The 20,205-nt window shown below is 56.7% G+C and carries 20 protein-coding genes; 6 read left to right on the top strand and 14 right to left on the bottom strand.

All coding sequences use genetic code 11. The annotated features are described in order from the left end of the window. Positions 1 to 98: 98 nt before the first annotated feature. From QLG09_RS08430 to QLG09_RS08415, 4 genes are all read right to left on the bottom strand, one after another. Positions 99 to 2,294: a replication endonuclease gene (locus QLG09_RS08430; RefSeq protein WP_282488841.1), complete on the bottom strand. Its 2,196-nt coding sequence runs from the start codon at positions 2,292 to 2,294 to the stop codon at positions 99 to 101. A 7-nt stretch (positions 2,295 to 2,301) separates the two neighbouring features. After that, positions 2,302 to 2,523 (bottom strand): TraR/DksA family transcriptional regulator, encoded by a 222-nt coding sequence (locus QLG09_RS08425; protein ID WP_020883597.1) that lies wholly within the window; start codon positions 2,521 to 2,523, stop codon positions 2,302 to 2,304. Next, positions 2,523 to 2,750, bottom strand: coding sequence for a DUF2732 family protein (locus QLG09_RS08420; RefSeq protein ID WP_020883596.1), 228 nt, complete (start codon positions 2,748 to 2,750; stop codon positions 2,523 to 2,525). Before QLG09_RS08420 ends, QLG09_RS08425 begins: the two co-directional genes overlap by 1 nt. Positions 2,751 to 2,817: 67 nt before the next feature. Beyond that, complete coding sequence (locus QLG09_RS08415; RefSeq protein WP_040018793.1) at positions 2,818 to 3,156, bottom strand: DUF5347 domain-containing protein; 339 nt, start codon at positions 3,154 to 3,156, stop codon at positions 2,818 to 2,820. A 287-nt stretch (positions 3,157 to 3,443) separates the two neighbouring features. Here QLG09_RS08415 and QLG09_RS08410 point away from each other — a divergent pair, with 287 nt between their 5' ends. Continuing rightward, the gene (locus QLG09_RS08410; RefSeq protein WP_025202968.1) at positions 3,444 to 4,019 is read left to right on the top strand and encodes a phage repressor protein CI; all 576 of its coding nucleotides are present in this window, start codon (positions 3,444 to 3,446) and stop codon (positions 4,017 to 4,019) included. A 280-nt stretch (positions 4,020 to 4,299) separates the two neighbouring features. Beyond that, positions 4,300 to 5,469, top strand: coding sequence for a DNA repair protein (locus tag QLG09_RS08405; protein ID WP_282488826.1), 1,170 nt, complete (start codon positions 4,300 to 4,302; stop codon positions 5,467 to 5,469). Here the strand turns inward: QLG09_RS08405 and QLG09_RS08400 are convergent, their stop codons facing one another. Next, the gene (locus QLG09_RS08400; protein ID WP_282488825.1) at positions 5,470 to 6,234 is read right to left on the bottom strand and encodes a siderophore-interacting protein; all 765 of its coding nucleotides are present in this window, start codon (positions 6,232 to 6,234) and stop codon (positions 5,470 to 5,472) included. It lies immediately after the preceding gene. 146 nt (positions 6,235 to 6,380) lie between these two features. Here QLG09_RS08400 and QLG09_RS08395 point away from each other — a divergent pair, with 146 nt between their 5' ends. After that, entirely contained in the window at positions 6,381 to 6,875 is a 495-nt protein-coding gene (locus QLG09_RS08395; protein WP_032679005.1) for a PadR family transcriptional regulator, read from the top strand. Here QLG09_RS08395 and QLG09_RS08390 read toward each other — a convergent pair. Then, complete coding sequence (locus tag QLG09_RS08390) at positions 6,872 to 8,431, bottom strand: methyl-accepting chemotaxis protein (protein WP_040018791.1); 1,560 nt, start codon at positions 8,429 to 8,431, stop codon at positions 6,872 to 6,874. The genes QLG09_RS08395 and QLG09_RS08390 overlap by 4 nt on opposite strands. 335 nt (positions 8,432 to 8,766) lie before the next feature. Further along, positions 8,767 to 10,287: a PAS domain-containing methyl-accepting chemotaxis protein gene (locus QLG09_RS08385; protein WP_025202964.1), complete on the bottom strand. Its 1,521-nt coding sequence runs from the start codon at positions 10,285 to 10,287 to the stop codon at positions 8,767 to 8,769. Positions 10,288 to 10,723: 436 nt separating this feature from the next. Between QLG09_RS08385 and ygjG the strand changes: the two genes are divergently transcribed. Then, a complete protein-coding gene (gene ygjG / locus QLG09_RS08380; protein WP_020883590.1) occupies positions 10,724 to 12,103 on the top strand; it encodes a putrescine aminotransferase in 1,380 nt (459 codons plus the stop codon). 33 nt (positions 12,104 to 12,136) lie between these two features. Here ygjG and QLG09_RS08375 read toward each other — a convergent pair whose 3' ends face one another. Then, complete coding sequence (locus tag QLG09_RS08375) at positions 12,137 to 12,739, bottom strand: helix-turn-helix domain-containing protein (RefSeq protein WP_020883589.1); 603 nt, start codon at positions 12,737 to 12,739, stop codon at positions 12,137 to 12,139. Between the two features lie 42 nt (positions 12,740 to 12,781). Here QLG09_RS08375 and QLG09_RS08370 point away from each other — a divergent pair, with 42 nt between their 5' ends. Together QLG09_RS08370 and QLG09_RS08365 are read left to right on the top strand one after the other, a co-directional pair. Further along, positions 12,782 to 13,468 (top strand): B3/4 domain-containing protein, encoded by a 687-nt coding sequence (locus QLG09_RS08370; protein WP_049023887.1) that lies wholly within the window; start codon positions 12,782 to 12,784, stop codon positions 13,466 to 13,468. A gap of 12 nt (positions 13,469 to 13,480) precedes the next feature. Beyond that, positions 13,481 to 14,329 (top strand): dihydrodipicolinate synthase family protein, encoded by an 849-nt coding sequence (locus QLG09_RS08365; RefSeq protein ID WP_049023888.1) that lies wholly within the window; start codon positions 13,481 to 13,483, stop codon positions 14,327 to 14,329. 38 nt (positions 14,330 to 14,367) lie between these two features. Here QLG09_RS08365 and lsrG read toward each other — a convergent pair whose 3' ends face one another. From lsrG to lsrA, 6 genes are read right to left on the bottom strand one after another with little or no spacing between them, the layout of a single operon-like run. Next, positions 14,368 to 14,661: a (4S)-4-hydroxy-5-phosphonooxypentane-2,3-dione isomerase gene (lsrG, locus tag QLG09_RS08360; protein ID WP_020883586.1), complete on the bottom strand. Its 294-nt coding sequence runs from the start codon at positions 14,659 to 14,661 to the stop codon at positions 14,368 to 14,370. After that, complete coding sequence (lsrF, locus tag QLG09_RS08355; RefSeq protein WP_014171710.1) at positions 14,658 to 15,545, bottom strand: 3-hydroxy-5-phosphonooxypentane-2,4-dione thiolase; 888 nt, start codon at positions 15,543 to 15,545, stop codon at positions 14,658 to 14,660. The genes lsrG and lsrF overlap by 4 nt, the downstream gene beginning before the upstream one ends. Before the next feature lie 11 nt (positions 15,546 to 15,556). Beyond that, a complete protein-coding gene (lsrB, locus tag QLG09_RS08350) occupies positions 15,557 to 16,558 on the bottom strand; it encodes an autoinducer 2 ABC transporter substrate-binding protein LsrB (RefSeq protein ID WP_049023889.1) in 1,002 nt (333 codons plus the stop codon). Next, a complete protein-coding gene (gene lsrD, locus QLG09_RS08345; RefSeq protein WP_014171712.1) occupies positions 16,555 to 17,538 on the bottom strand; it encodes an autoinducer 2 ABC transporter permease LsrD in 984 nt (327 codons plus the stop codon). Before lsrD ends, lsrB begins: the two co-directional genes overlap by 4 nt. Next, positions 17,539 to 18,570 (bottom strand): autoinducer 2 ABC transporter permease LsrC, encoded by a 1,032-nt coding sequence (lsrC, locus tag QLG09_RS08340; protein ID WP_020883583.1) that lies wholly within the window; start codon positions 18,568 to 18,570, stop codon positions 17,539 to 17,541. It lies immediately after the preceding gene. Further along, on the bottom strand, positions 18,567 to 20,054 hold the full coding sequence (lsrA, locus tag QLG09_RS08335) for an autoinducer 2 ABC transporter ATP-binding protein LsrA (protein WP_020883582.1): 1,488 nt from the start codon (positions 20,052 to 20,054) through the stop codon (positions 18,567 to 18,569). Before lsrA ends, lsrC begins: the two co-directional genes overlap by 4 nt. Positions 20,055 to 20,205: the final 151 nt, after the last annotated feature.

Raw genomic sequence — 20,205 nt, 5'->3', positions numbered from 1 at the left:
CACGAGATACTGTATAAACATACAGTAGCATGTATTCATAAAAAGAGTGAAGCAAAAAATCAGAACCATGCGAGGTATGTACATGATATCGATGAAGATTAGCGAATCCCTTTGCTTATCAGATGCGTTAAATACCTCATACGTTCAAGGATTTTCCGGGCCTTTTGCTGATAAGACGGTGCCGCAGGAAATAGCGATCCGTCTGCAGATCCCCGGCACCATTTGTCGTTAAAACGGCTAATGCCCCCCGCCATAAGATGCAGGGCTTCCCCCCGGCTGATCGTTATTCCGGTGGCGAGCCGTATCTCATCAATCACTCTCTCTGCCACTCCGTTCTGCGGATCCTTGTCATAGACAAAGGGAGTCTTTGCAACCGGTCTGGGGAGGGTTATGCGTGCGGCTAACGCGCGTCTCGCACGCCGGCTGAGGGGTTGAGAGACGTCGCTCACCGTACAGTTATTGACAGAACTCCAAGAACGCGCAGCGGTGCCGTTAAGGTCAACGTCCAAATCAACGGCACGCTTCGGCACAATTTTCCACTGCGTGAGCCGGGTCAAAATCGGCGAGCCCGGGCCGAGTGCGGCGTCGTAGACGCCGCGAATACAAACACGTTCTTCGCCGTACTGATTGTATTCGGCACGGGGCTCATACAGCGTGCGCACCTGCAACGCATCCCGACGGACAAACGGTCCTCCCTGTGCATTGACGTATCCTGCCCAGTCTCCGGCGTCCGCGGCGTCATGCGCTGCCGCAAATTCTACGCTCAGACCGTGTGCGGCCTGCGTATCAGTCAAACGGCGCAGCTCACGGTAGACGGTCACCGGTGCACCGCCGATGAACTGAAACTGACGGATATGCCAGCGCGCCGCCCAGGCCGAAACAGCAGATGCAGTCACTTTAAGCAACTCGCCGCTTTCGTTATCAGTCTCGCCATCAAGGGCATAGCCGTCGATATTCTTGGAGATGTATTTAGCGATATAACCGGTGGCGCTGCCCTTTTGCGGGTCTATAGCTTCAGCGTGAAAGCGAGCTTTTCTGACGTTATCGCTTTGCAGTTCAAAAGCGTCTTCCTCCTGTGTGTATTCCTCCATAATGCGGCGAACGCGCTCAACGTTTTCGGGCAGCATGAACATCAGCATGTGCCAGTGAGGCGTACCGTCATGGTGGGGTTCAGCAACGCGGATGCCAAACAGACGAATCGCCTGCCGGTGGAGTTTTGCCCGGATCCGCGCCCACAGTTTTGTCAGGTAGCTTTGTGTATCCGCAGGGCTCGCCCCGTTCCATTTGCCGTTACGATAGCCGGTGTTCAGGGTGGCGTGATATTTCGACGGCGCGGTTAAGGTATAGAACTCGCCCACGTAGCCAAGCTCATGGCAGATATTTTCAAACCCGCGGATGCGGGTCATCAGTTCGCAGCGACGTATCGCGGGATTGGCCACCGAGCCATCGTGCCTGGCAATCAGGCTTATACGGTTGCCCTCTTCATCCTCCAGTTCCAGACCTTTAAGAAATTCACGCGTGCGCCGCTTCTGTTCACGCCAGTCAGTGATGCAGCGTTTACTCGCATAGGCAGACTTCTTTTTGCTGACGTTTCCAAGTGCAATCTGCACATGCTCACGCCAGGCGGCCGCCATGCGACGCAGTCGTCCACGCCACCAGTCTTCGGAAAACATGCGGATCACCGCTGGCGCAATGTCCTCTTTGTTAAAGAGTATCTTCGACACGCGCTCCCAGTGAGGAGGCAGTACATTGAACTGGCGGGTGATTAATCCAGCGCGCTGATACCAGACATGAAGGGTTTGAAATTCGCCGAGGCCAGCGTCATTGATATTCGCCAGCTCGGAACGAATAAAGCCAGCGATGTCAGCGGCCAGCAAATCAATATCGGCGCGGGACATATCCGGGAGACGGTTGAAGCGGGCAATCAGCGTAACCATCCGCGATGCAAGATATTGCGAAAGCGGCGTGTCGAAGTGTCCACCAAAAACGGCGGTGGAGACGTTACGGTCAACACCTGAACAGGCATACCGTGCCGAGACCTGCTGCAGACGCGGTAATACCCTGTTGCAGAACCGAATCAAAAAGGCATTGGCTCGCAGGCTGCCCTGATGGAGTTCAAGAGCATCAACCGTGCGCCAGACGTCAAAACGCACGCAGTCAGGCTGCAGAGCGAGCGCTTTTCTGGCTTGCAGCAGCGCCGCGAACAGACGGTCGCGACGCTGTAATTGGGGGTGAGTCAGGTAGGGGCTGGCAATAGCCGATCGGGGTTCATTCCACGGATAAGCAAATGACATCACCAACTTATCCTCCCCGGAAATGTTTGTTTTTCAGCTCCGTTATCTCCTGGCAGGTGACGCATAAGGCCACTCCAGGTAACGCCTTTCGCCGCGCCTCGGGGATGGGGATGTCGCACTCCTCGCAGGTAAAACGCGAGGGCGATGCGCATCGCTGGCGGGCGCTATTAATATGACGTTCGCGATCTTCAAGCTCACGCTCCTGCGCCAGATCGATAAAATCGGCCATCAGTGCAGCTCCTGGGATTCGCGTTCGTAACGGGCAGCCTCGTGACACAGCAGTTCCGCTGCGTCTTCGCCACACATTCCGGTCTTATAGATGTGACTGGCTAATGCCTCCAGACGCAGGGAGACGGCGAGTGCGCGCGCCCTGCGCTCCTCCATCTTCGCCTGCACCAGCAGGCGCTGGAGTTCCTCGCGCCCGTTCAGAAAAGTGCGGTTTTCGCTATTTCGCATCACTCATTCTCCTTAATTCAGGCAATAAAATGCCCGGCGGGTTTACGCCATTACGTTTTGGGGTGGATTAAAGCGGCATGGTCAGCCGTTCAGGAAATAAACTCACGACTGCACGGAAATGATTCATGGCTCCGATAAGCGCTCTTTTCTCCTCAGTCGTCAGCTCGTTGATACCGCATTCGTGACGGGCGGCGGGTAATTTAGCCAGGAAAAAGATGGCCGCCAGCGCCCTGTTATTCTCCTCAAAACTGGGATCGCGCTTATCACGCATCTCGGCCAAAAACCGCGCCAGCGCTTTCTCGTTATCGCCCCAGTACCTGGCACGCAGTTCGGCCACGTGATTAAGCCCGGAAAGACGTGCCCCCACCTTGAGTGGGACCGTTGCACGTGTCGCTTCTATTGCCATAACGTCCCTCGCGTTGATTCACACTGTGTGAATTACTCACCCGTAACGGGTTGAAAACGGGATTGGCCTACGCGTTACGCCGCTTTCCAGCGCAGCGAACTGCGCCAGCCTAACGACAGGGCTGGCACTTTGATGATTGCGATTTCAGAAGCCATGTTGCATGATTCCCATTTTGATAATGTCTGCAATCATTAGCCTCTGTTTGCCAACGTCTGCCGCTGATTGCCCGAATTCGCATTGATACTAATACCCAATTGAGTATTAGTAAATACCCAAAGGAATATATTTTGATTTTAGATTCTCAAGTGAATAATGAAGAGTTACTCGATAGAATCTGTCAGGTATATGGTTTTACCCAAAAAATCCAGCTGGCCCGGCACTTCAATATTGCCGCCAGTTCCCTTCAGAACCGCTACGCGCGCGGCACCATCTCCTACGACTTCGCGGTACAGTGTGCACTGGACACAGGGGCCAGCCTGCGCTGGTTGATGACCGGACAGGGTGCCCAGTTTGAAGGTAACCCTGCGCCTGGCGATCCCGTTGCTGTTGTGACATTCACTCTCAGTGATGGTCAGCTGGAAGAAAATTCCACTTTGAGTATCGATTCACATCTCTTTAGCAAACCGCTCACTCGCGGTATTGCAGTCCGGTCTGAAGCAAAGCTCCACTTTGTTGAAAAAGGGGCGTCATTAACCGACGGGCTATGGCTGGTTGAGATTGAAGGCACTATCAGTCTTCGTGATTTAACCCTGCTGCCGGGGAAAAAACTCCACGTCGCGGGCGGCAAAGTCCCCTTTGAATGCGGTATCGATGAGATAAAAACACTGGGCCGTGTGGTGGGCATCTACAGCGAGGTGAACTGATGGCGGGTCGTATGGTACGTATGGTTCGTATAGCATCATTCGATTTCGCTATGCAGGGCATTCAGCCTTAGGTATTCCTTCAGGAATGGCAGAACAAGAACCGGGGCCAACGCTCCCCCGCCAGCCTTTCGGCTTCCTGTTCGTGCCACTCTTCTTCACAAACCCTAAAAACTAAAGAAATCCCCCATCGCGCCGATCATCATCCGTGTGTATTATTTCCTGTAGCGTTTACAACAATTAACCTTAACTCAAATACTTAAGCGCCAAAGCGAAAGGCATCATGAGCACACCGATCAAACGGCTAGAAATCATAAAAAATGCGATTGAACTGGAAGACAACGACATCATCCAGAGCCAGCTGACACGGCTGAAAAATGAAGCGTTTGACGATGAGCTACAGGCAATCGTCGCGGCGCTTGAGCAGAAAAACTATACCGTTGCCATGGCGGCGATCGCTGCCTGGCTACAGGGCCAGCGCGCCATGACGCAATGGCGTGACCCGCAGGTGGCGGCCAGCAAGATGGAGCTGAAAGCGCTGGAAGAGCGCCTCAGGGATTTGATTGACCGTCGCAATGCCCGCGTGCAACAGCTCGATGAATTCAACGATCTCTATTTCTCACGCCTCGGACCTCTGATGCAGCAGATCCTCGCCCTGCGTAAAACGCTGGCGGAGCTGAACCTGCGACGTCAGCAGGCGGAGGCGCGTCGACGTGAGGAAGACTACCGTCGCTGCCAGCGCTATATGGCGCAGGCGGTGGAGGTGCTGGCGATGCTGACCCAGCGCTGGCGCGATCTGCCTGCGGATTCCGTACAGGCCGCCGAGGCGCGTAAGCAACTGCAGCAGCAAAGCAATCTGATTGCTAACCTGCTGGCCGAAGCGCTGGAGCTGGAGAGTGGCTTAACGCGCGAAGAAGAGCCTGCACGTCAGGCGCGCGACGAGGCCAATGAAGAGTACGAGAAATATCGCGAGCAGCATCACGATGCCGAAATGCGTCTGCGTAAAGGCAAGAACCTCTCCGAGGAAGATCAGAACGAACTGAAGCGTCTCTGGCGTCAGGCGAGCAAGCTCTGCCATCCGGACCTGGTCGCTGACGATCTGAAAGAAGAAGCCAACGCGATGATGGTGCAACTCAACCAGGCCAAACAGCGTGGTGACGTTAAAGCCATTCGTTCGCTGGTGGCACGTCTGCAGCAGGGCTTTGAGCCGCTGATGGCCAGCGACAGGCTGAACGATCTGGAACGTATCCGCAAAAAAATGGCGCAGGTTCGCGAGCAGATTGACACGTTAGTGAACGAGCTGGCGGAGCTGGAGAAAGAGGAGTCCTGGCTGCTGGTCTCGTCGCTGAGCAATATGGAAACCTACTTTGCCCAGCAGGAGAAAGCGCTGCACGACGTTCGCGCTTCGCTCGAACATCAGGTGAGCGAAGCGCAGCTGGAGTCCGCAGCCTGATTATTTAGCGTGCCAGTATGCACTGGCACGCACCAGTTGCTGGTCGATTGCGTCGGTTTCAAACTGACGGCTCAGGTTTTTCACCACCTTCCCTTCCCCGGTCAGCCAGATAAAATAATCTTCCGCAGGCACCGTCAACGCCGCCAGATGCTCGGCCACCGTCTGTTCGCTGTGGCCGACAACCCAGGTGATGTTGAACGCGCTCAGATGGGCCAGATAGTCCTGATACGACGCATCACCGACCGTCACCACCGCATGAATGTCCGGGCGAACCGGCAGTGTTGCGATGCTTTCCAGGCGACGGCGCAGCGCGGGCATGCCGGATTCATCGCACACGTACAGTTGCCAGGCATAATCTTCCGGCACAACCAGTGAGCCGCGCGGGCCGCCAATCGTGAGCGTGTCACCCACTTTTGCCTCTGTCGCCCAGTGACTGGCAACGCCGCCATCGTGTATGAAGAAATCGAGCACCAGCTCATGCCGTTCGGCATCGTACAGAGGTGTATAGTCTCGCGCCTGCGGACGCACACCGTCGCCCCAGTCGATACCTTCATCGGTAACAACCGGTGGTACAAAGGTCGCCCCCGGGGCCGGGAAAAACACTTTTGTATGGTCGTCGAAACCGCGAGAGCTAAAGCCCTCCAGCGCTTCGCCGCCTAAAACAATGCGCTGGAAACCTGCGCTGACACGCTCATCGCGAAGCACGTCCAGCTTGCGAAAACGGAGATCATTACGAACACGTTGTGGGTAACGGGTGGATGTCATGGTGAGACCCTTCTCAGGTGAATACGATATATCTAAATCAATTTTAAATGATAATGATTGCTAATCAGCAAGAATGCAAGATCTTTTAGATTGCATCTGAATATATCTAAGATATAGTTTAGATATATCAATTTGAAGGGGTGAGTATGCGAAACGAACACGACGGCGGCGGACGCCGACCACGCTTTTTTGGTCACGGCGATCTGCGTCTGGTGATACTGGATATCCTGACCCACAACGCGAGCCATGGCTACGAGTTGATCAAGGCGATCGAGAACATGACGCAGGGGAATTACACCCCAAGCCCTGGCGTTATCTACCCGACCCTCGATTACCTTCAGGATCAGACCTATATCACCATCACCGAAGAAGAGAATGGCCGCAAGAGAATTGCGATTACCGTGGCCGGTCAGCAGTGGCTGGATGAAAATCAGGAGCAGCTGGCGCAAATTCAGGCGCGTATCAAAGCGCGCTCCGTCGGCTTCCAGCTGAGAAAAAACCCGCAAATGAAGCGGGCTCTGGATAACTTCAAAGCGGTGTTAGACCTGAAGGTGAACCAGGGCGAACTCAGCGATGCGCAGCTTAAGCAGATCATCGGCGTGATCGACCGCGCAGCGCTGGAGATCTCCCAGCTGGATTAAGCCAGTACGCGATCGCTCACGCGGAAGACGCGGACAAGGTCTTTCAGGTGCATCGCCTGTTCGTTCAGGGACGCTGCTGCCGCGACAGACTCCTCCACCAGGGCGGAGTTCTGCTGCGTGGTGGCATCAATCAGGCCGATCGCGCTGTTAATCTGCGAGATCCCTTCCGTCTGCTCATGGCTGGCCTGGCGGATCTCACGCAGAATGACGTCCATCTCTTCCACGTTGCCGACCATACCGTTAATCAACTCGCTCGCTTTCTCGACCAGGTTCATCCCGTCCTGCGTCTGGCTGGTAGAACTTTCGATCAGCTGACGAATTTCACTGGCAGATGATGCACTCTTCTGCGCAAGCTGACGCACTTCGCCTGCCACCACCGCAAAACCACGACCGTGCTCGCCCGCACGTGCTGCTTCCACCGCCGCGTTCAGCGCCAGAATGTTGGTCTGGAAAGCGATGGCATCGATCAGGTCGATGATGTCGGACATCCGGTTAGAGGTCTCGTTAATCAGGCGCATTTTGCTGGTGACCTGCTTCATCATCTCGCCATTGTTTTTGACCACCATGGCGGCGTCCGCCGAGAGGTGAGTTGCTTCTCCGGTGTGTGAGGCGGTGTTTTTTACCGTCGCCGTGATCTGCTCCATCGAGGCAGCGGTCTGTTCAACAGAGCTGGCCTGCTCTTCAGTGCGCGCGGCAAGATCCTGGTTCCCCGCGACAATCTGCGCGGCGGCAGTCGAGATATTCTCCGAACCGGTCTGGACCTGCTGCACAATGTCCAGCAGACGCGTTTTCATCTCCATCAGCGCATGCAGCAGCAGGCCGGTTTCGTCTTTACCGTGCGGCGTGATGCTGCCGGTCAGATCGCCTTCGGCAATGGCTTTTGCAAAATCCACCGCCTCGCCCAGCGGACGCGTGATTGAGCGCACGATAAACCAGCCAATCAGGCTGCCGGTCGCGACGCTAAAGAGCGTGATCAGGATCAGCAGCAGGCGGTTCGATTTGAAATCGCCCTCGACCTGCACTCCTGCGCTTTGCATTTCCTGGTTCTGAATCGCGATCAATGCCTGCACGTTGGCTTTATAGGCCTGCTGTAGCTTCAGGGTGTTGGTCATCATCTCCTGAATAGCGCCCGCCCGATCGTTATTCTGCACCGCCTGCAAAATGCGATAACGCGAGTCCAGATACTGCTGACGCACACCGCGTATCTCAGCAAGAACCCGCTGTGATTCAGGATCCTGCAGCGCAGTATTCAGCTCGCCGAGGATCACCGTAATCTGTTCGCTGATCGCTTTAAGACGCTGCTGTGACTGCGCTGTATACGTTCCCTGTTCATCCAGTAACATCAGCTGCTGAGTGCCAATAAATTCCTGGAAGTTGTCGATTAACTGGTTCGCTTTTACCGTGGTCGGATAATCACGGGTAATGATGGATTGCATTCCGTTGTTCGCCCGGTTCAGGCTTAGCAAGGATAAACTCGCACTGACCACCATCAGGACAATAAAGAATCCAAACGCCAGAAATAATTTCGTGCCGATCTTTACGTCATGTAAGAACATATTTTCTCCATCGATGTGATTATTTCTCAGACGATCACCGTTATCGGTAACGAAACCGCTAACTTTATGACTTTGATCGTTTTTTTATTTCATAACCACGATAATGGATAGGTGCAGGCTATTAATATCCGCAAATCGATCGTTACGTCACCCTCTGATGAGGCATTTTCAAAATAGCATCGGGGAAAACGGACTTAGGCAGGGGTAAATATCTGATGTGCTTTCTTTAGTTACTTAATATAAAGTTAACAATAAAAGACATTAATAATTACATTCAGAAAAAATAAAGCCGCTTATTCCTGATGAAATAAACGGCTTTCTGGAACCTTACTGGCTCAATGGAGCACGGTTACCGCATCCTTAAGACGCCCGGCGCGATGCTTCACCATTGCGGATATGTGGGCACTTTCCTCAACCAGATCGGCATTTTTCTGCGTAATGCTGTCCAGCTCGGCCACCGCACGGGTGAGCTCTGACAAGCCGGTAGCCTGTTCAGAGGTCGAGTGGCTGATCTGCGCGATAAGCTGCGTCACGTTTTTCACCTGCTCGACGATATCATCCATTGTACGACCGGCGGCATGAACCTGATCAGAGCCGGACTGCACCTTGCTGGCGCTGGCATCAATCAGCTTGCGAATATCGTTGGCTGCACTGGCGCTACGGCTGGCAAGATGGCGCACTTCGCCGGCGACAACCGCAAAGCCTTTCCCCTGCTCACCGGCTCTTGCCGCCTCCACCGCCGCATTCAGCGCCAGAATATTGGTCTGAAACGCGATGTCGTTAATAAGGGAGGTAATCGAGCCAATCCGCTGCGTGCTATCCGCGATGTCATCCATGGTTTTCACCACCGTCTGCATCGCGTTTCCGCCTTTGGTCGCCGCGCTGCTGGCGGCCACTGACAGCTTGTCCACTTCGGCGGCGGTTTCTGAATTACTCTGCACGGAGGCGGCCATCTGGTTCATTGTCGCCACGGTCTGCTGCACATTGGCCACGGTCTGACGCGTCCGATCGTTCAGATCTTCATTCCCCTTTGCCAGCCTGTCGCTGCCATCACGCACGCTCACCACCTGGCTTGACACATCGTTAATCAACCAGCGGCACATCAGCCCCAGCTGCCCTACCGCACGCAGGGTCAACCCCAGCTCGTCGCTGCGGTTCAGGTGCTGCACGCTGTTGCGCTCGCCGGTGGCGACTTTCAGCGCCTGACGCGCCACGTTTTCGATCGGACGAACAATCTGCTGCTCGAACAGCAGCGTGCCCAGCAACATGACTACCGCGGCGGCAGCCAGCGGGTACGCACCCGCTGAGGTGGCCACCAGCGTGGCAGCCAGCACCGCAAACAGCCCCGCCATCACGCTGCGCACGCGCCAGCGCAGCGGCATTGCCGGAAGTTTCCCCAGCCAGCCTTTCCTTACCACCAGTCCTTTATGAATACGTTTCTTGCAGCGCCCGTCATTCAAAGCCCGATAGAGCGGCTCCACGCCAGCAATCTCTTCTGCCGTGGCTTTGGTGCGAATCGACATATAGCCCGTCACCTGCCCGTGACGCACCATCGGCACCGCGTTGGCGCGCACCCAGTAGTGGTCGCCATTTTTACGTCGGTTTTTGACAATGCCGCTCCACGGCTCTCCCTTTTGCAGGGTGTACCACATATCGGCAAACGCCGCTTTTGGCATATCGGGGTGGCGCACCAGATTGTGCGGCTGGCCCATCAGCTCATCAAGCTGATAGCCACTCACCTGCACAAAGGTGTCGTTGGCGTGGGTCAGGTAACTGTGGATATCGGTGGTCGACATTAAGGTGGTGTCATCGTCCAGAGGATATTCATTCTGGGTGACAAAGGTTGGAGCGGACATCGTGAGCATCCCTTGCAGGTTATTTGAATGTTAATTTTGTGGATTAATGTTTTTTCGGCGGTAAAGAATTTATCTTTAGTTGTTAAAGTTGATAGAGATCGCAGATTTCACTTAAACCGCACTTTTTGTGAGATTTTATAATTCATTGATTTCAAATACTTTCGTAGAGAAATTACCTGCAGAGTATGACGCGTTAACGCCCACTTAAGTCGCAGCGTCTGCACTCTATAAGTGCAATGGCCTCTTGTTCGCACCTCCCCAGGCCTTTTCCGCCGTACCGCTAAATCCCGTATCGGTTATATCGGCATGATTAAATTTTGCGCAACATAATGTTAACCTGGTGTTTATCCTGATTTTCGTTAAGGCATCTGAAGTGGCGTAATCCCTGCAATACTTAATCCAGTATCATGTGATACGCGATCCCCGGGAGCACATTTTGAACAGGTTACCTTCCAGCGCCTCGGCTCTTGCCTGTACCGCGCACGCACTGAATCTCATTGAGAAGCGAACGCTTGATCATGAGGAGATGAAACAACTTAACCGAGAGGTCATCGATTACTTTAAAGAGCATGTCAATCCAGGGTTTTTGGAGTATCGCAAATCTGTTACCGCCGGCGGGGATTACGGAGCCGTAGAGTGGCAAGCGGGAAGTCTTAATACGCTTGTCGACACCCAGGGACAGGAGTTTATAGATTGCCTGGGTGGTTTTGGAATTTTCAACGTGGGGCACCGTAATCCAGTTGTGGTTTCCGCCGTACAGAATCAACTTGCGAAACAACCTCTCCATAGCCAGGAACTGCTCGATCCGCTTCGCGCTATGCTCGCGAAAACGCTCGCGGCCTTAACGCCCGGCAAACTGAAGTACAGCTTCTTTAGCAACAGCGGCACGGAATCGGTCGAAGCGGCGATTAAACTCGCCAAAGCGTACCAGTCGCCGCGCGGCAAATTCACGTTTATCGCCACCAGCGGCGCGTTCCACGGAAAATCCCTGGGCGCACTGTCGGCTACCGCCAAATCCACCTTCCGCAAACCGTTTATGCCGCTGCTGCCGGGCTTCCGCCACGTGCCGTTTGGTGACATTAGCGCTATGCGCACCATGCTGAGCGAATGCCGTAAAACCGGCGACGACGTGGCAGCGGTGATCCTGGAGCCTATTCAGGGTGAGGGCGGCGTGATCCTGCCCCCGCAGGGCTATCTGCCTGCCGTGCGTCAGTTGTGCGATGAGTTTGGCGCACTGCTGATCCTCGACGAAGTCCAAACCGGGATGGGGCGTACGGGCAAGATGTTTGCCTGCGAGCATGAGAACGTCCAGCCGGACATTCTCTGTCTGGCAAAAGCGCTGGGCGGCGGCGTGATGCCGATTGGCGCGACGGTGGCGACCGAAGAGGTCTTCTCGGTGCTGTTCGACAACCCGTTCCTGCACACCACTACGTTTGGCGGTAACCCGCTGGCCTGCGCGGCCGCGCTGGCGACCATCAACGTGCTGCTGGATCAAAACCTGCCTGCACAGGCGGAACAGAAAGGCGATATGCTGCTGGACGGTTTCCGCCAGCTGGGCCGGGAATATCCGGATCTGGTACAGGATGCGCGGGGTAAAGGGTTGCTGATGGCCATTGAGTTTGTCGACAACGAAATCGGCTACAGCTTCGCGAGCGAGATGTTCCGCCAGCGGGTCCTGGTTGCCGGAACGCTCAACAACTCGAAGACCATTCGCATTGAACCGCCGCTGACGCTGACGGTTGAACAATGTGAGCAGGTGCTGAAAGCGGCGCGTAAAGCGCTGGCAGCCCTGCGGGTAAGCGTGGAAGAAGCGTGATATCCCCTCCCCCTCCTGACGGAGGGGGCGTTTTTAGCGGTGAAACTCCGCCACCGTCATGGTAAACCGCAACACATTTTCGCCCTCATTCGCGTAGCCGTGTGCCGCTTCCGTTTTCGCCACCGCCGAAGCGCCTGCCGCCACCTGCGTCACCGTCTCTTCCACCGTCAGGGTCAATCCTCCCTCAGTAACATGCAGCAGCTCAAACGTTCCCGCCGGATGCCCCGGCGAGGTAAAACGCTCCCCCGGATGCATCACCCACTGCCAGAGTTCAATCATATCCGGGCCAGACGTGCCCGCGAGCAGCCGGGCATATCCGCCCTGTGGGCCCTGCCACAGAACCGGGATCGCCGCTTCTTCTATGACGTGCACCCGCGGCTCGCTGGAGACGTTAACGATATCCGCCACCGAAACGCCCAGCGCGGCAGCCAGCTTGCAGAGAATGGCAATGCTGGGATTCGCCGCCCCTTTTTCAATCTCCACCAGCATGCCTTTGCTGACGCTGGCGCGGCGTGAAAGCTCATCCAGCGACAGTTTTTTCTCTTTGCGCCAGTTGCGAATGCGGGTGGCGACGGCCAGGCTTACCTGGGCGATATCGGCACCCGAATCGGTCATTATATTGACTTTATCAGTCATTGGTCACTACCATAGTATAAAACAGTCAATACAGGATTATTTATGTCTCTCGTTACGCCGTCAATAGACCCGCGTCTTACCGGGATTGCCCCCGGCTTTCGGGCGCTGAGCATTCTGGTTGAAGCCGCCCCGATAACCCAGCCGGACGTGGCCTCTGCCGCGCTGGCACAGGCCTGCCAGCAGGTCCTCACTGATGATGTCGCCTGGGCGGAAGCGCACCTCAGCGCCTGGGATGACGTGTTCAGAGCGTTTGGTACGAAACCGAAACGCACGCCCTGCTCGGCATCGGCCCTGCGTAAGCGAGTGCTGAAAGAGGGCGCACTGCCCCCGCTCGATCCAGTGGTCGATATTTACAATGCCATCAGCATTCGTTACGCCATTCCCGTCGGGGGTGAGAACCTTGCCGCTTATGCAGGCGCACCGCGTCTGACGCTTGCCGAAGGTAATGAACCGTTTGATACCCTGAAAGAGGGCCAGCCGGTTATCGAATACCCGGATGCGGGCGAAGTTATCTGGCGCGATGATATTGGCGTCACCTGCCGTCGCTGGAACTGGCGCCAGGGCGTGCGTACACGTCTCGATAGCCAGGCGCAACACATGTGGTTTATTCTCGAAAGTCTGCCGTCGATGCCGTTATCGGCGTTGCAGGAGGCTGGCGATGAGTTAGTCAGCAACCTGCAGCGACTGATGCCGGGCTCCACTGCTCACCTTCAACTGATTGAACTCTAAAAGGATAAGCGGATGTTTCACGGGTTAAGCGCATTCCCTCTGACGCCATTGCGAGAGGGGAAATTTGATGAGCAGGCGTTTGTGCAGTTGCTGCGCCCGCTGGTGGATGCCGGTGTCGATTCACTGGGGATCCTCGGTTCGACGGGCAGTTACGCGTATCTGACGCCTGAAGAGCGCACGCATATCACCCGCTGTGCCGTGGCGCATGCCGACAACATTCCGGTGAGCGTAAGTATTGGCGCGCTTCGCCTCGACGATATTCTCCGTCTGGCGGATGAGGCGCAAAACGCTGGCGCCCGCGGGGTGTTACTGGCCCCCGTGTCGTACCAGCGCCTGACGGCAGAGGAAGTGTTTACCCTGTATGAGACGGTGACCCACCGGATCTCTGTTCCGCTGTGCATTTACGACAACCCGGCCACCACCGGGTTCGAGTTTAACGACGATTTGCTGTATGCCGTGGCGGCGCTACCGAACGTCAAATCCGTCAAGCTCGGGCGCACACCGGACAATATCGCCCACATGCGTGCCCGTCTTCCTGAAAACGTCACCCTGGGCATCAGTGGCGACTGGCGGGCGGCGTCAGCCCTGCAGGCCGGGTTCGATGTCTGGTATTCGGTTATCGCAGGGCTCTATCCGCAGACGGCACTGGCGATTGCACGATCCAAAGACACCGCAGCCTCTGACCGGCTGGCGCCGCTGTGGGCACTGTTCCGCCAGTACGGCAGTTTGCGGGTGATGGCCGCAGCAGCAGAAATGTCAGGGAAAGTGGCCGCGCCTGCACTGCCGTTCCCGCTTGCGTCACTGAGCGGGAAACCGCGCGAAACGCTGGCAGCGATCCTGGCGGAACTGGCCCTCGCCTGAGCATCGCCGGGCTAGCGTAAGCGCTACCCGGCGGTCTGTTACGCCGGCAACAACCCGACAAAACTGCGTTTTTTGCGCGGCTCTGACATCAGGTCCTCAAGCTTATCCACGCAGGCCAGATAGTGCGGGGTTTTCTTGTGCGCCAGCACCGCCTCTTCATCCTTGTAGGCTTCGTAGATAAAGAACCGGGTTTTCACGCGCGGATCCTGTAAAACATCAAAGCGCAGATTGCCCGGCTCCTGAATCGCCCCTTCGTGGTTAGCGCGAAACACCTCCAGAAACTCATCGACCCGCTCGGGTTTGATGTTGATTTCCACTAATGTCACGTTCATTTTGCTTCTCCCTGTTTCTCTTCCTGCCAGAACTGGAACGCGTCCCGCGCGCTCATGTTCTCATGTACCACTTTTTTCACCGCTTTCAGCATGGCCAGCGGGGCGCTGGACTGGAAGATATTGCGACCCATGTCCACCCCGGACGCCCCCTGGTCAATCGCCCGCCAGCACATCTCCAGCGCGTCGTGCTCCGGCAGCTTTTTGCCTCCGGCAATCACGATCGGCACCGGGCAGCTGGCGGTTACTTTTTCAAACCCTTCGTCGACATAATAGGTTTTGACGAACTGCGCCCCCATCTCGGCCGCGATACGGCTGGCAAGCGAGAAATACCGCGCGTCGCGCGCCATCTCTTTGCCAACGCCCGTTACCGCCAGGGTCGGCATGCCATAGCGCGCACCGGCATCCACCAGTTTGATGATGTTGTTGATCGACTGATGTTCAAACTCACTGCCGATGTACACCTGCGCCGCCACCGCGCAGACGTTCAGGCGCAGCGCATCTTCCATCGCCACCGCCACGCACTCGTTGGAAAGTTCTCCTAAAATCGAATTGCCGCCAGAGGCGCGCAACACGACGGGTTTATTGGTGGCGACAGGCACCTGGCTGCGCAAAATACCGCGGGTGCACATCAGCACGTCGGTTTCCCCAAACAGCGGGGCGATAGAGAGATCGATACGCTCAAGGCCGGTCGTCGGTCCCTGGAAATAGCCGTGATCAAAGGCCAGCATCACCGTGCGGTTGCTTTTTGGGTTGAAGATGCGCGCCAGCCTGGACTGCATTCCCCAGTCCAGCGAGCCGCATCCCTTCAGGGTAAACGGCACGTTCTGCTGCGGTGTGCCGATGCCAAAATCTTTGCCGTCTTTGATGTCGTCTAAATCAGCCATTTGCTCCCCCGTCAGAAATCGTATTTGTTGATGTTCTCTTTGGTAAACACCACCCGCTCCGGCAGCAGCACAATGCCGTTGCCCTTCGCTTCATACTGGTAGCCCTGCACGCTGTTCGGCTCGACCTTCAGCGTACCGATATCTTTCACCTCCACGCTGTCGCCAACGTTAAGATCGCCTTTTTTCAACAACCGATCGGCGACATTGACCGCAATTTTGCCCTGTTGCACCACATCCCACAGGCCGAAGGCTTTCACCGTGCCGCGCTCTACGTACGGACGCATCACGTTAGGCGTGCTGAAGCCGACAATCGCCACCCCTTCTCGCTTCAGGTTTTCCGCCGCCTGCGCCGCCGCCGGCAGGGCGTTGGCATCCGGGGCGATGATCGCATCCAGATCCGGATACGCTTTTAAGATCCCCTCGCCGGTTTGTAGCGATTTGGTGGCATCGTTATAGCCAAACTGCGTGGTCACGACCTGCCACTGCGGATGATCTTTCTCGATTTTGGCCTTCGCCTCTTTCACCCACTGGTTCTGGTCGGTAACGGTCGGGCTGGAGTAAAAGAACGCCACTTTGGCATTCGGTTTGGTGACCTGTTTACCGGCCATGTCGACCAGCAGGCCGCCGAGCTGCGCCGGGGTGCCCTGGTTGATGTAGATGCTGCGGCATTCCGGTTTGGTGTCGGAGTCCCAGGTCAGTACTTTGACGCCACGCTGCATCGCGCGCTTCAGCGCCGGGCAGAGGCCATCCGGCGACACCGCCGAAACGATAATGGCGTTATAGCCCTGGTTAACGAAGTTATTGATAAGCTGCACCTGGCCTGAGACGCTGGGCTCGGTCGGGCCGTCGTAGGTGACGTCCACGCCGAGATCTTTACCCGCCTCTTTCGCGCCATTGCCGCCGCTGGTAAAGAAGCCAACGCCCACCAGCTTGGGGATAAAGGCGATGCGGTCCGCGGCCTGTGCCGACGCGAAGCTGAGTGCCATCGCCAGGACTATCAGTTTTGTTTTCATCTTACGCTCCGGGTATGTTTTGTGAGGAGAGAGCGCACCCATTCACGGTGCAAACTCAGTGAACGTCCCATCACCACCACAACCAACAGCGCCCCTGACAGCGCGCTCGACACCTGGTTGGGGATGCCGACCATCTGTAAACCCTGCTGCAGATACCCCACCAGCAACGCCGCCAGGGCCGTACCGATTACCGACCCCGAACCGCCATAGATATTGGCGCCGCCGAGGACCGCTGCGGTCAGTGCAGGCATCAGTAAATCGCGTCCCAAATCCGAACGCGCCGAACCGAAATAGGAGACCATCACCAGCGCAGCAATGGCCGAAGCGACGCCCACCAGGCCATACAGGGCGTAGGGCATCCCGTTGACCGAGAGCGCCGCATAGCGCGCCGCGCGCGGGTTCTGCCCAATCAAAAACAGATGGCGGCCAAAGCGTCCGCGATGGGTAATCAGCCAGAAGAAGACGGTAATCACGGCGAACAGCACCAGCGGGATTGGCAACCCCAGGAACGTGAGGTTAGCGAACGCGGTAAAGCTGTCCGGGAAGCCACCGATGCCTTCGTAACCGGTCGCCCCCGCCATGCCGGAGAGCAGCAGTGCGCCACCGCCGTAGAGATAGAGCGTGCCGAGGGTGATAACCAGTGGGCTGATGCCGGTGTAGTGGATCAGCGCAGCGTTGACCAGACCGCACAGCAGGCCGAGCAGCAGCGTCAACGGTATCGCCAGCGCCATCGGCCAACCCGCCTGCATCATCACCCCCAGCGCGATGGCACACAGGCCGATGGTCGAACCGAGGGAAATATCAATGCCGCCGCTGATGATCACCAGGGTGAGCGGCAGCGCCACAATGCCAATGCAGATAAAATCGCTGGTGCTGAACAGCAGCATGTTGATATCGAGCATGCGCGGATTGATGGCCCCAAAGAGCAGGATTTCCAGCACCAGTAATATCAGCAGCGCGCTTTCCCAGTTAAGCTTCATTTACGCCACCTCTTTTTTGTGTTTCGTAAACGGGGTGACATGCTTCCCCCCTTTGTTACCGGGCTGGAAGCGGCTGTACTTAAGTGCGCGCTGATGCCGGGCCAGCGCCTGGCGTAAACGCCCGTCGAGCACCAGCACACCGAGCAGCACCAGCCCGGCGATAAAGTCATTCCACCACGCGGGCAGCCTGAACAGCACCAGCACGGTGTCGATTTGAGTCAGGAAAAAAGCCCCCAGTAAGGCGCCAATAAGCGTCCCGGTACCGCCCAGCAGAGAGATCCCCCCGAGTACGCAGGCGGCAATGGCTTTCATCTCCAGCCCGCTGCCGGTCTGGTTTGGTACAAAGCCAATCTGCGAAGCGAAGACAATCCCCGCACACGCGGCCAGCATGCCGTTCAGCGTAAAAGCGATCATTCGCGTCCGGTTCACCGCCACGCCCAACTGGCGTGCGGCGGCAAGGTTGTCGCCCACGGCGTAGAAATCGCGTCCGAAGGCGGTGCGCGACAACGTCCATGCGCCGACCGCGGCTAAAAACACCACGCCCATTCCGAGCGGTGAAATACCCATAGCGGCAGGTTCAGAGAGCGATTTCAGGCTCGGCGGTAGCCCTTCAATCCACTTTCCTCCCGTCCACAGCAGCATCGCCCCGCGATAGAGGCCCAGCGTGCCGAGGGTGGCCACAATTGCCGGAATACGCAGCCCCACCACCAGAAAACCGTTAAATGCTCCCGCCAGTGCGCCAATCGACAGCGCAAAGAGGATCGATACCGGCAGGGTGTAGCCGCTGTTCAGAGCCACCCCCACGGCAATGGCAGACAGCCCGACGGTAGAGCCGACGGAAACATCAATATTGCGGGTCAACATCACCAGCGCGGCGCCGAGCGCCAGCAGGATCAGGATTTGCGAACTGGCGAAGATCATCCCCAGCGTTTGCAGGCTGAAATAGGCCGGATTGAGCCCCACCAGCACCGCGAACAACGCCAGAATGGCGATGAACGCGCTCAGTTCGCGATTTTTCAGTAAGGTCTTCATGACTGCCCTCCGAATGCCAGCGCCATCATTCTGTCGAGACTGACCGCGTGCCGGGACAACTCGCCGCTCAGCACGCCCTGGTGCATCACCAGCACGCGATCGGCAAGCCCGGGGAACTCATCCAGATCGCTTGAGATCATCAGCACCGCCACGTTCTGCGCCGCCACGCTTTTGATGAGCTGATAGATATCGGCCCGCGCCGACACATCCACTCCGCGTGTCGGTTCATCGACGATCAACAGCAGCGGGTTCGCCTCCAGACAGCGCGCCAGCAACACCTTCTGCTGGTTGCCGCCGGAAAGCGTGCGCACGGTTTGATCCGCATGGTTAAGCTTGATCCCCAGCGCCCGGTGATAGCGCTCCACCACCGCCGACTCCCGTTTGCGCTGCTGCCAGACCGAGGGCTCATTCAGCGCCACGGTGTTCCAGCGAATCGGCGCATCCAGGAACAAGCCGGAAACCTGTCGGTCCTCTGGCAGGTAGACCAGCCCTTTCTCCAGCCGTGCCGCCACGGGTTCGCCGGTTATTTCCTGATTTTCCAGCCAGACTCGTCCACCGCGCACCGGGCGCAGCCCATACAGCGTTTCCGCAAATTCGGTGCGCCCGGAGCCGACCAGCCCGGCGAGGCCAACTATTTCCCCGGCATAGATTTCCATGCTGAGATCGATAAATCCCTCACCGGTAAGCTCTTCCACCCGCAGCACCGGGAAATCCTGCGGCTGCGTGCGGCGATTGCCCGGCAGCGCCAGCCACAGTTTTTGTGCATCACTTAATCCTTTTTCGCGGCTCACCGGCGTCATGGCCGCAATCAGGGCGTTATCGTCAAACTGTGCAGTTTCACCGCTGAGCACGATCGCGCCGTCGCGCATTACCGAGACGTGGCTCGCCAGCTGGCGGATCTCCGGTAATTTGTGCGAGATAAAAACAATGCCGACGCCCAGCGCCTGCAACGCGCGGATCTGGCGGAACAGCCGTTCGGTTTCCCCCGGGGTGAGCGACGCCGTGGGTTCATCAAGGATCAGGATCTTCGCGTTACGCATCAGGCCGCGCAGGATCTCCACCATCTGTTGATCCGCCACTTCAAGGGTGCTGGCGGTGGCATCAAGATTGAGCTGACACTGCAGCTGCTGGAGTTTCTCCGCCAGCCGTTCCCCCATACCGGCCTCACGCGGCAGGCGGAAAAGGATGTTTTCCCGCACCGTCAGGTTGGGGAAAAGCAGGGGTTCCTGCGGCACCAGATAAATCCCCAGCCTGTGGGCCTGCGCGGGCGAAAGCCGCGCAAACGCGTGGCCGTCAACCGAAAGTTCACCGCTGTCCGGCGTTTCCACCCCGGCGATGATTTTCATCAGCGTTGATTTTCCCGCGCCGTTACCGCCCATCAGCGCATGCACCTGACCCGCAAGCAGCGTGAAATGAATACCTTTCAGGACCGGTACGCCGGAGAACTGCTTGCTGATATCACGTGCTTCGATAAGTGGCGTCATTATCGCTCCGCTATTGAACAAATGATTTTTAGATTTAATAATGTTCAAAAGCGTAGACGGTGAACTATATTTAGAACCGTGCAGGGATCACAAATTTATCGATTAAGATCCACACAGACACAAATCAATCTAAAAGATCTGTTTTGTCGCG

Origin of the sequence: Enterobacter sp. V89_11 (assembly GCF_029967775.1) — a bacterium.
GTDB lineage: Bacteria > Pseudomonadota > Gammaproteobacteria > Enterobacterales > Enterobacteriaceae > Enterobacter > Enterobacter ludwigii.
The sequence above is the reverse complement of the archived record's forward strand: the minus strand, read 5'-3'. Positions and strand labels throughout refer to the sequence as shown.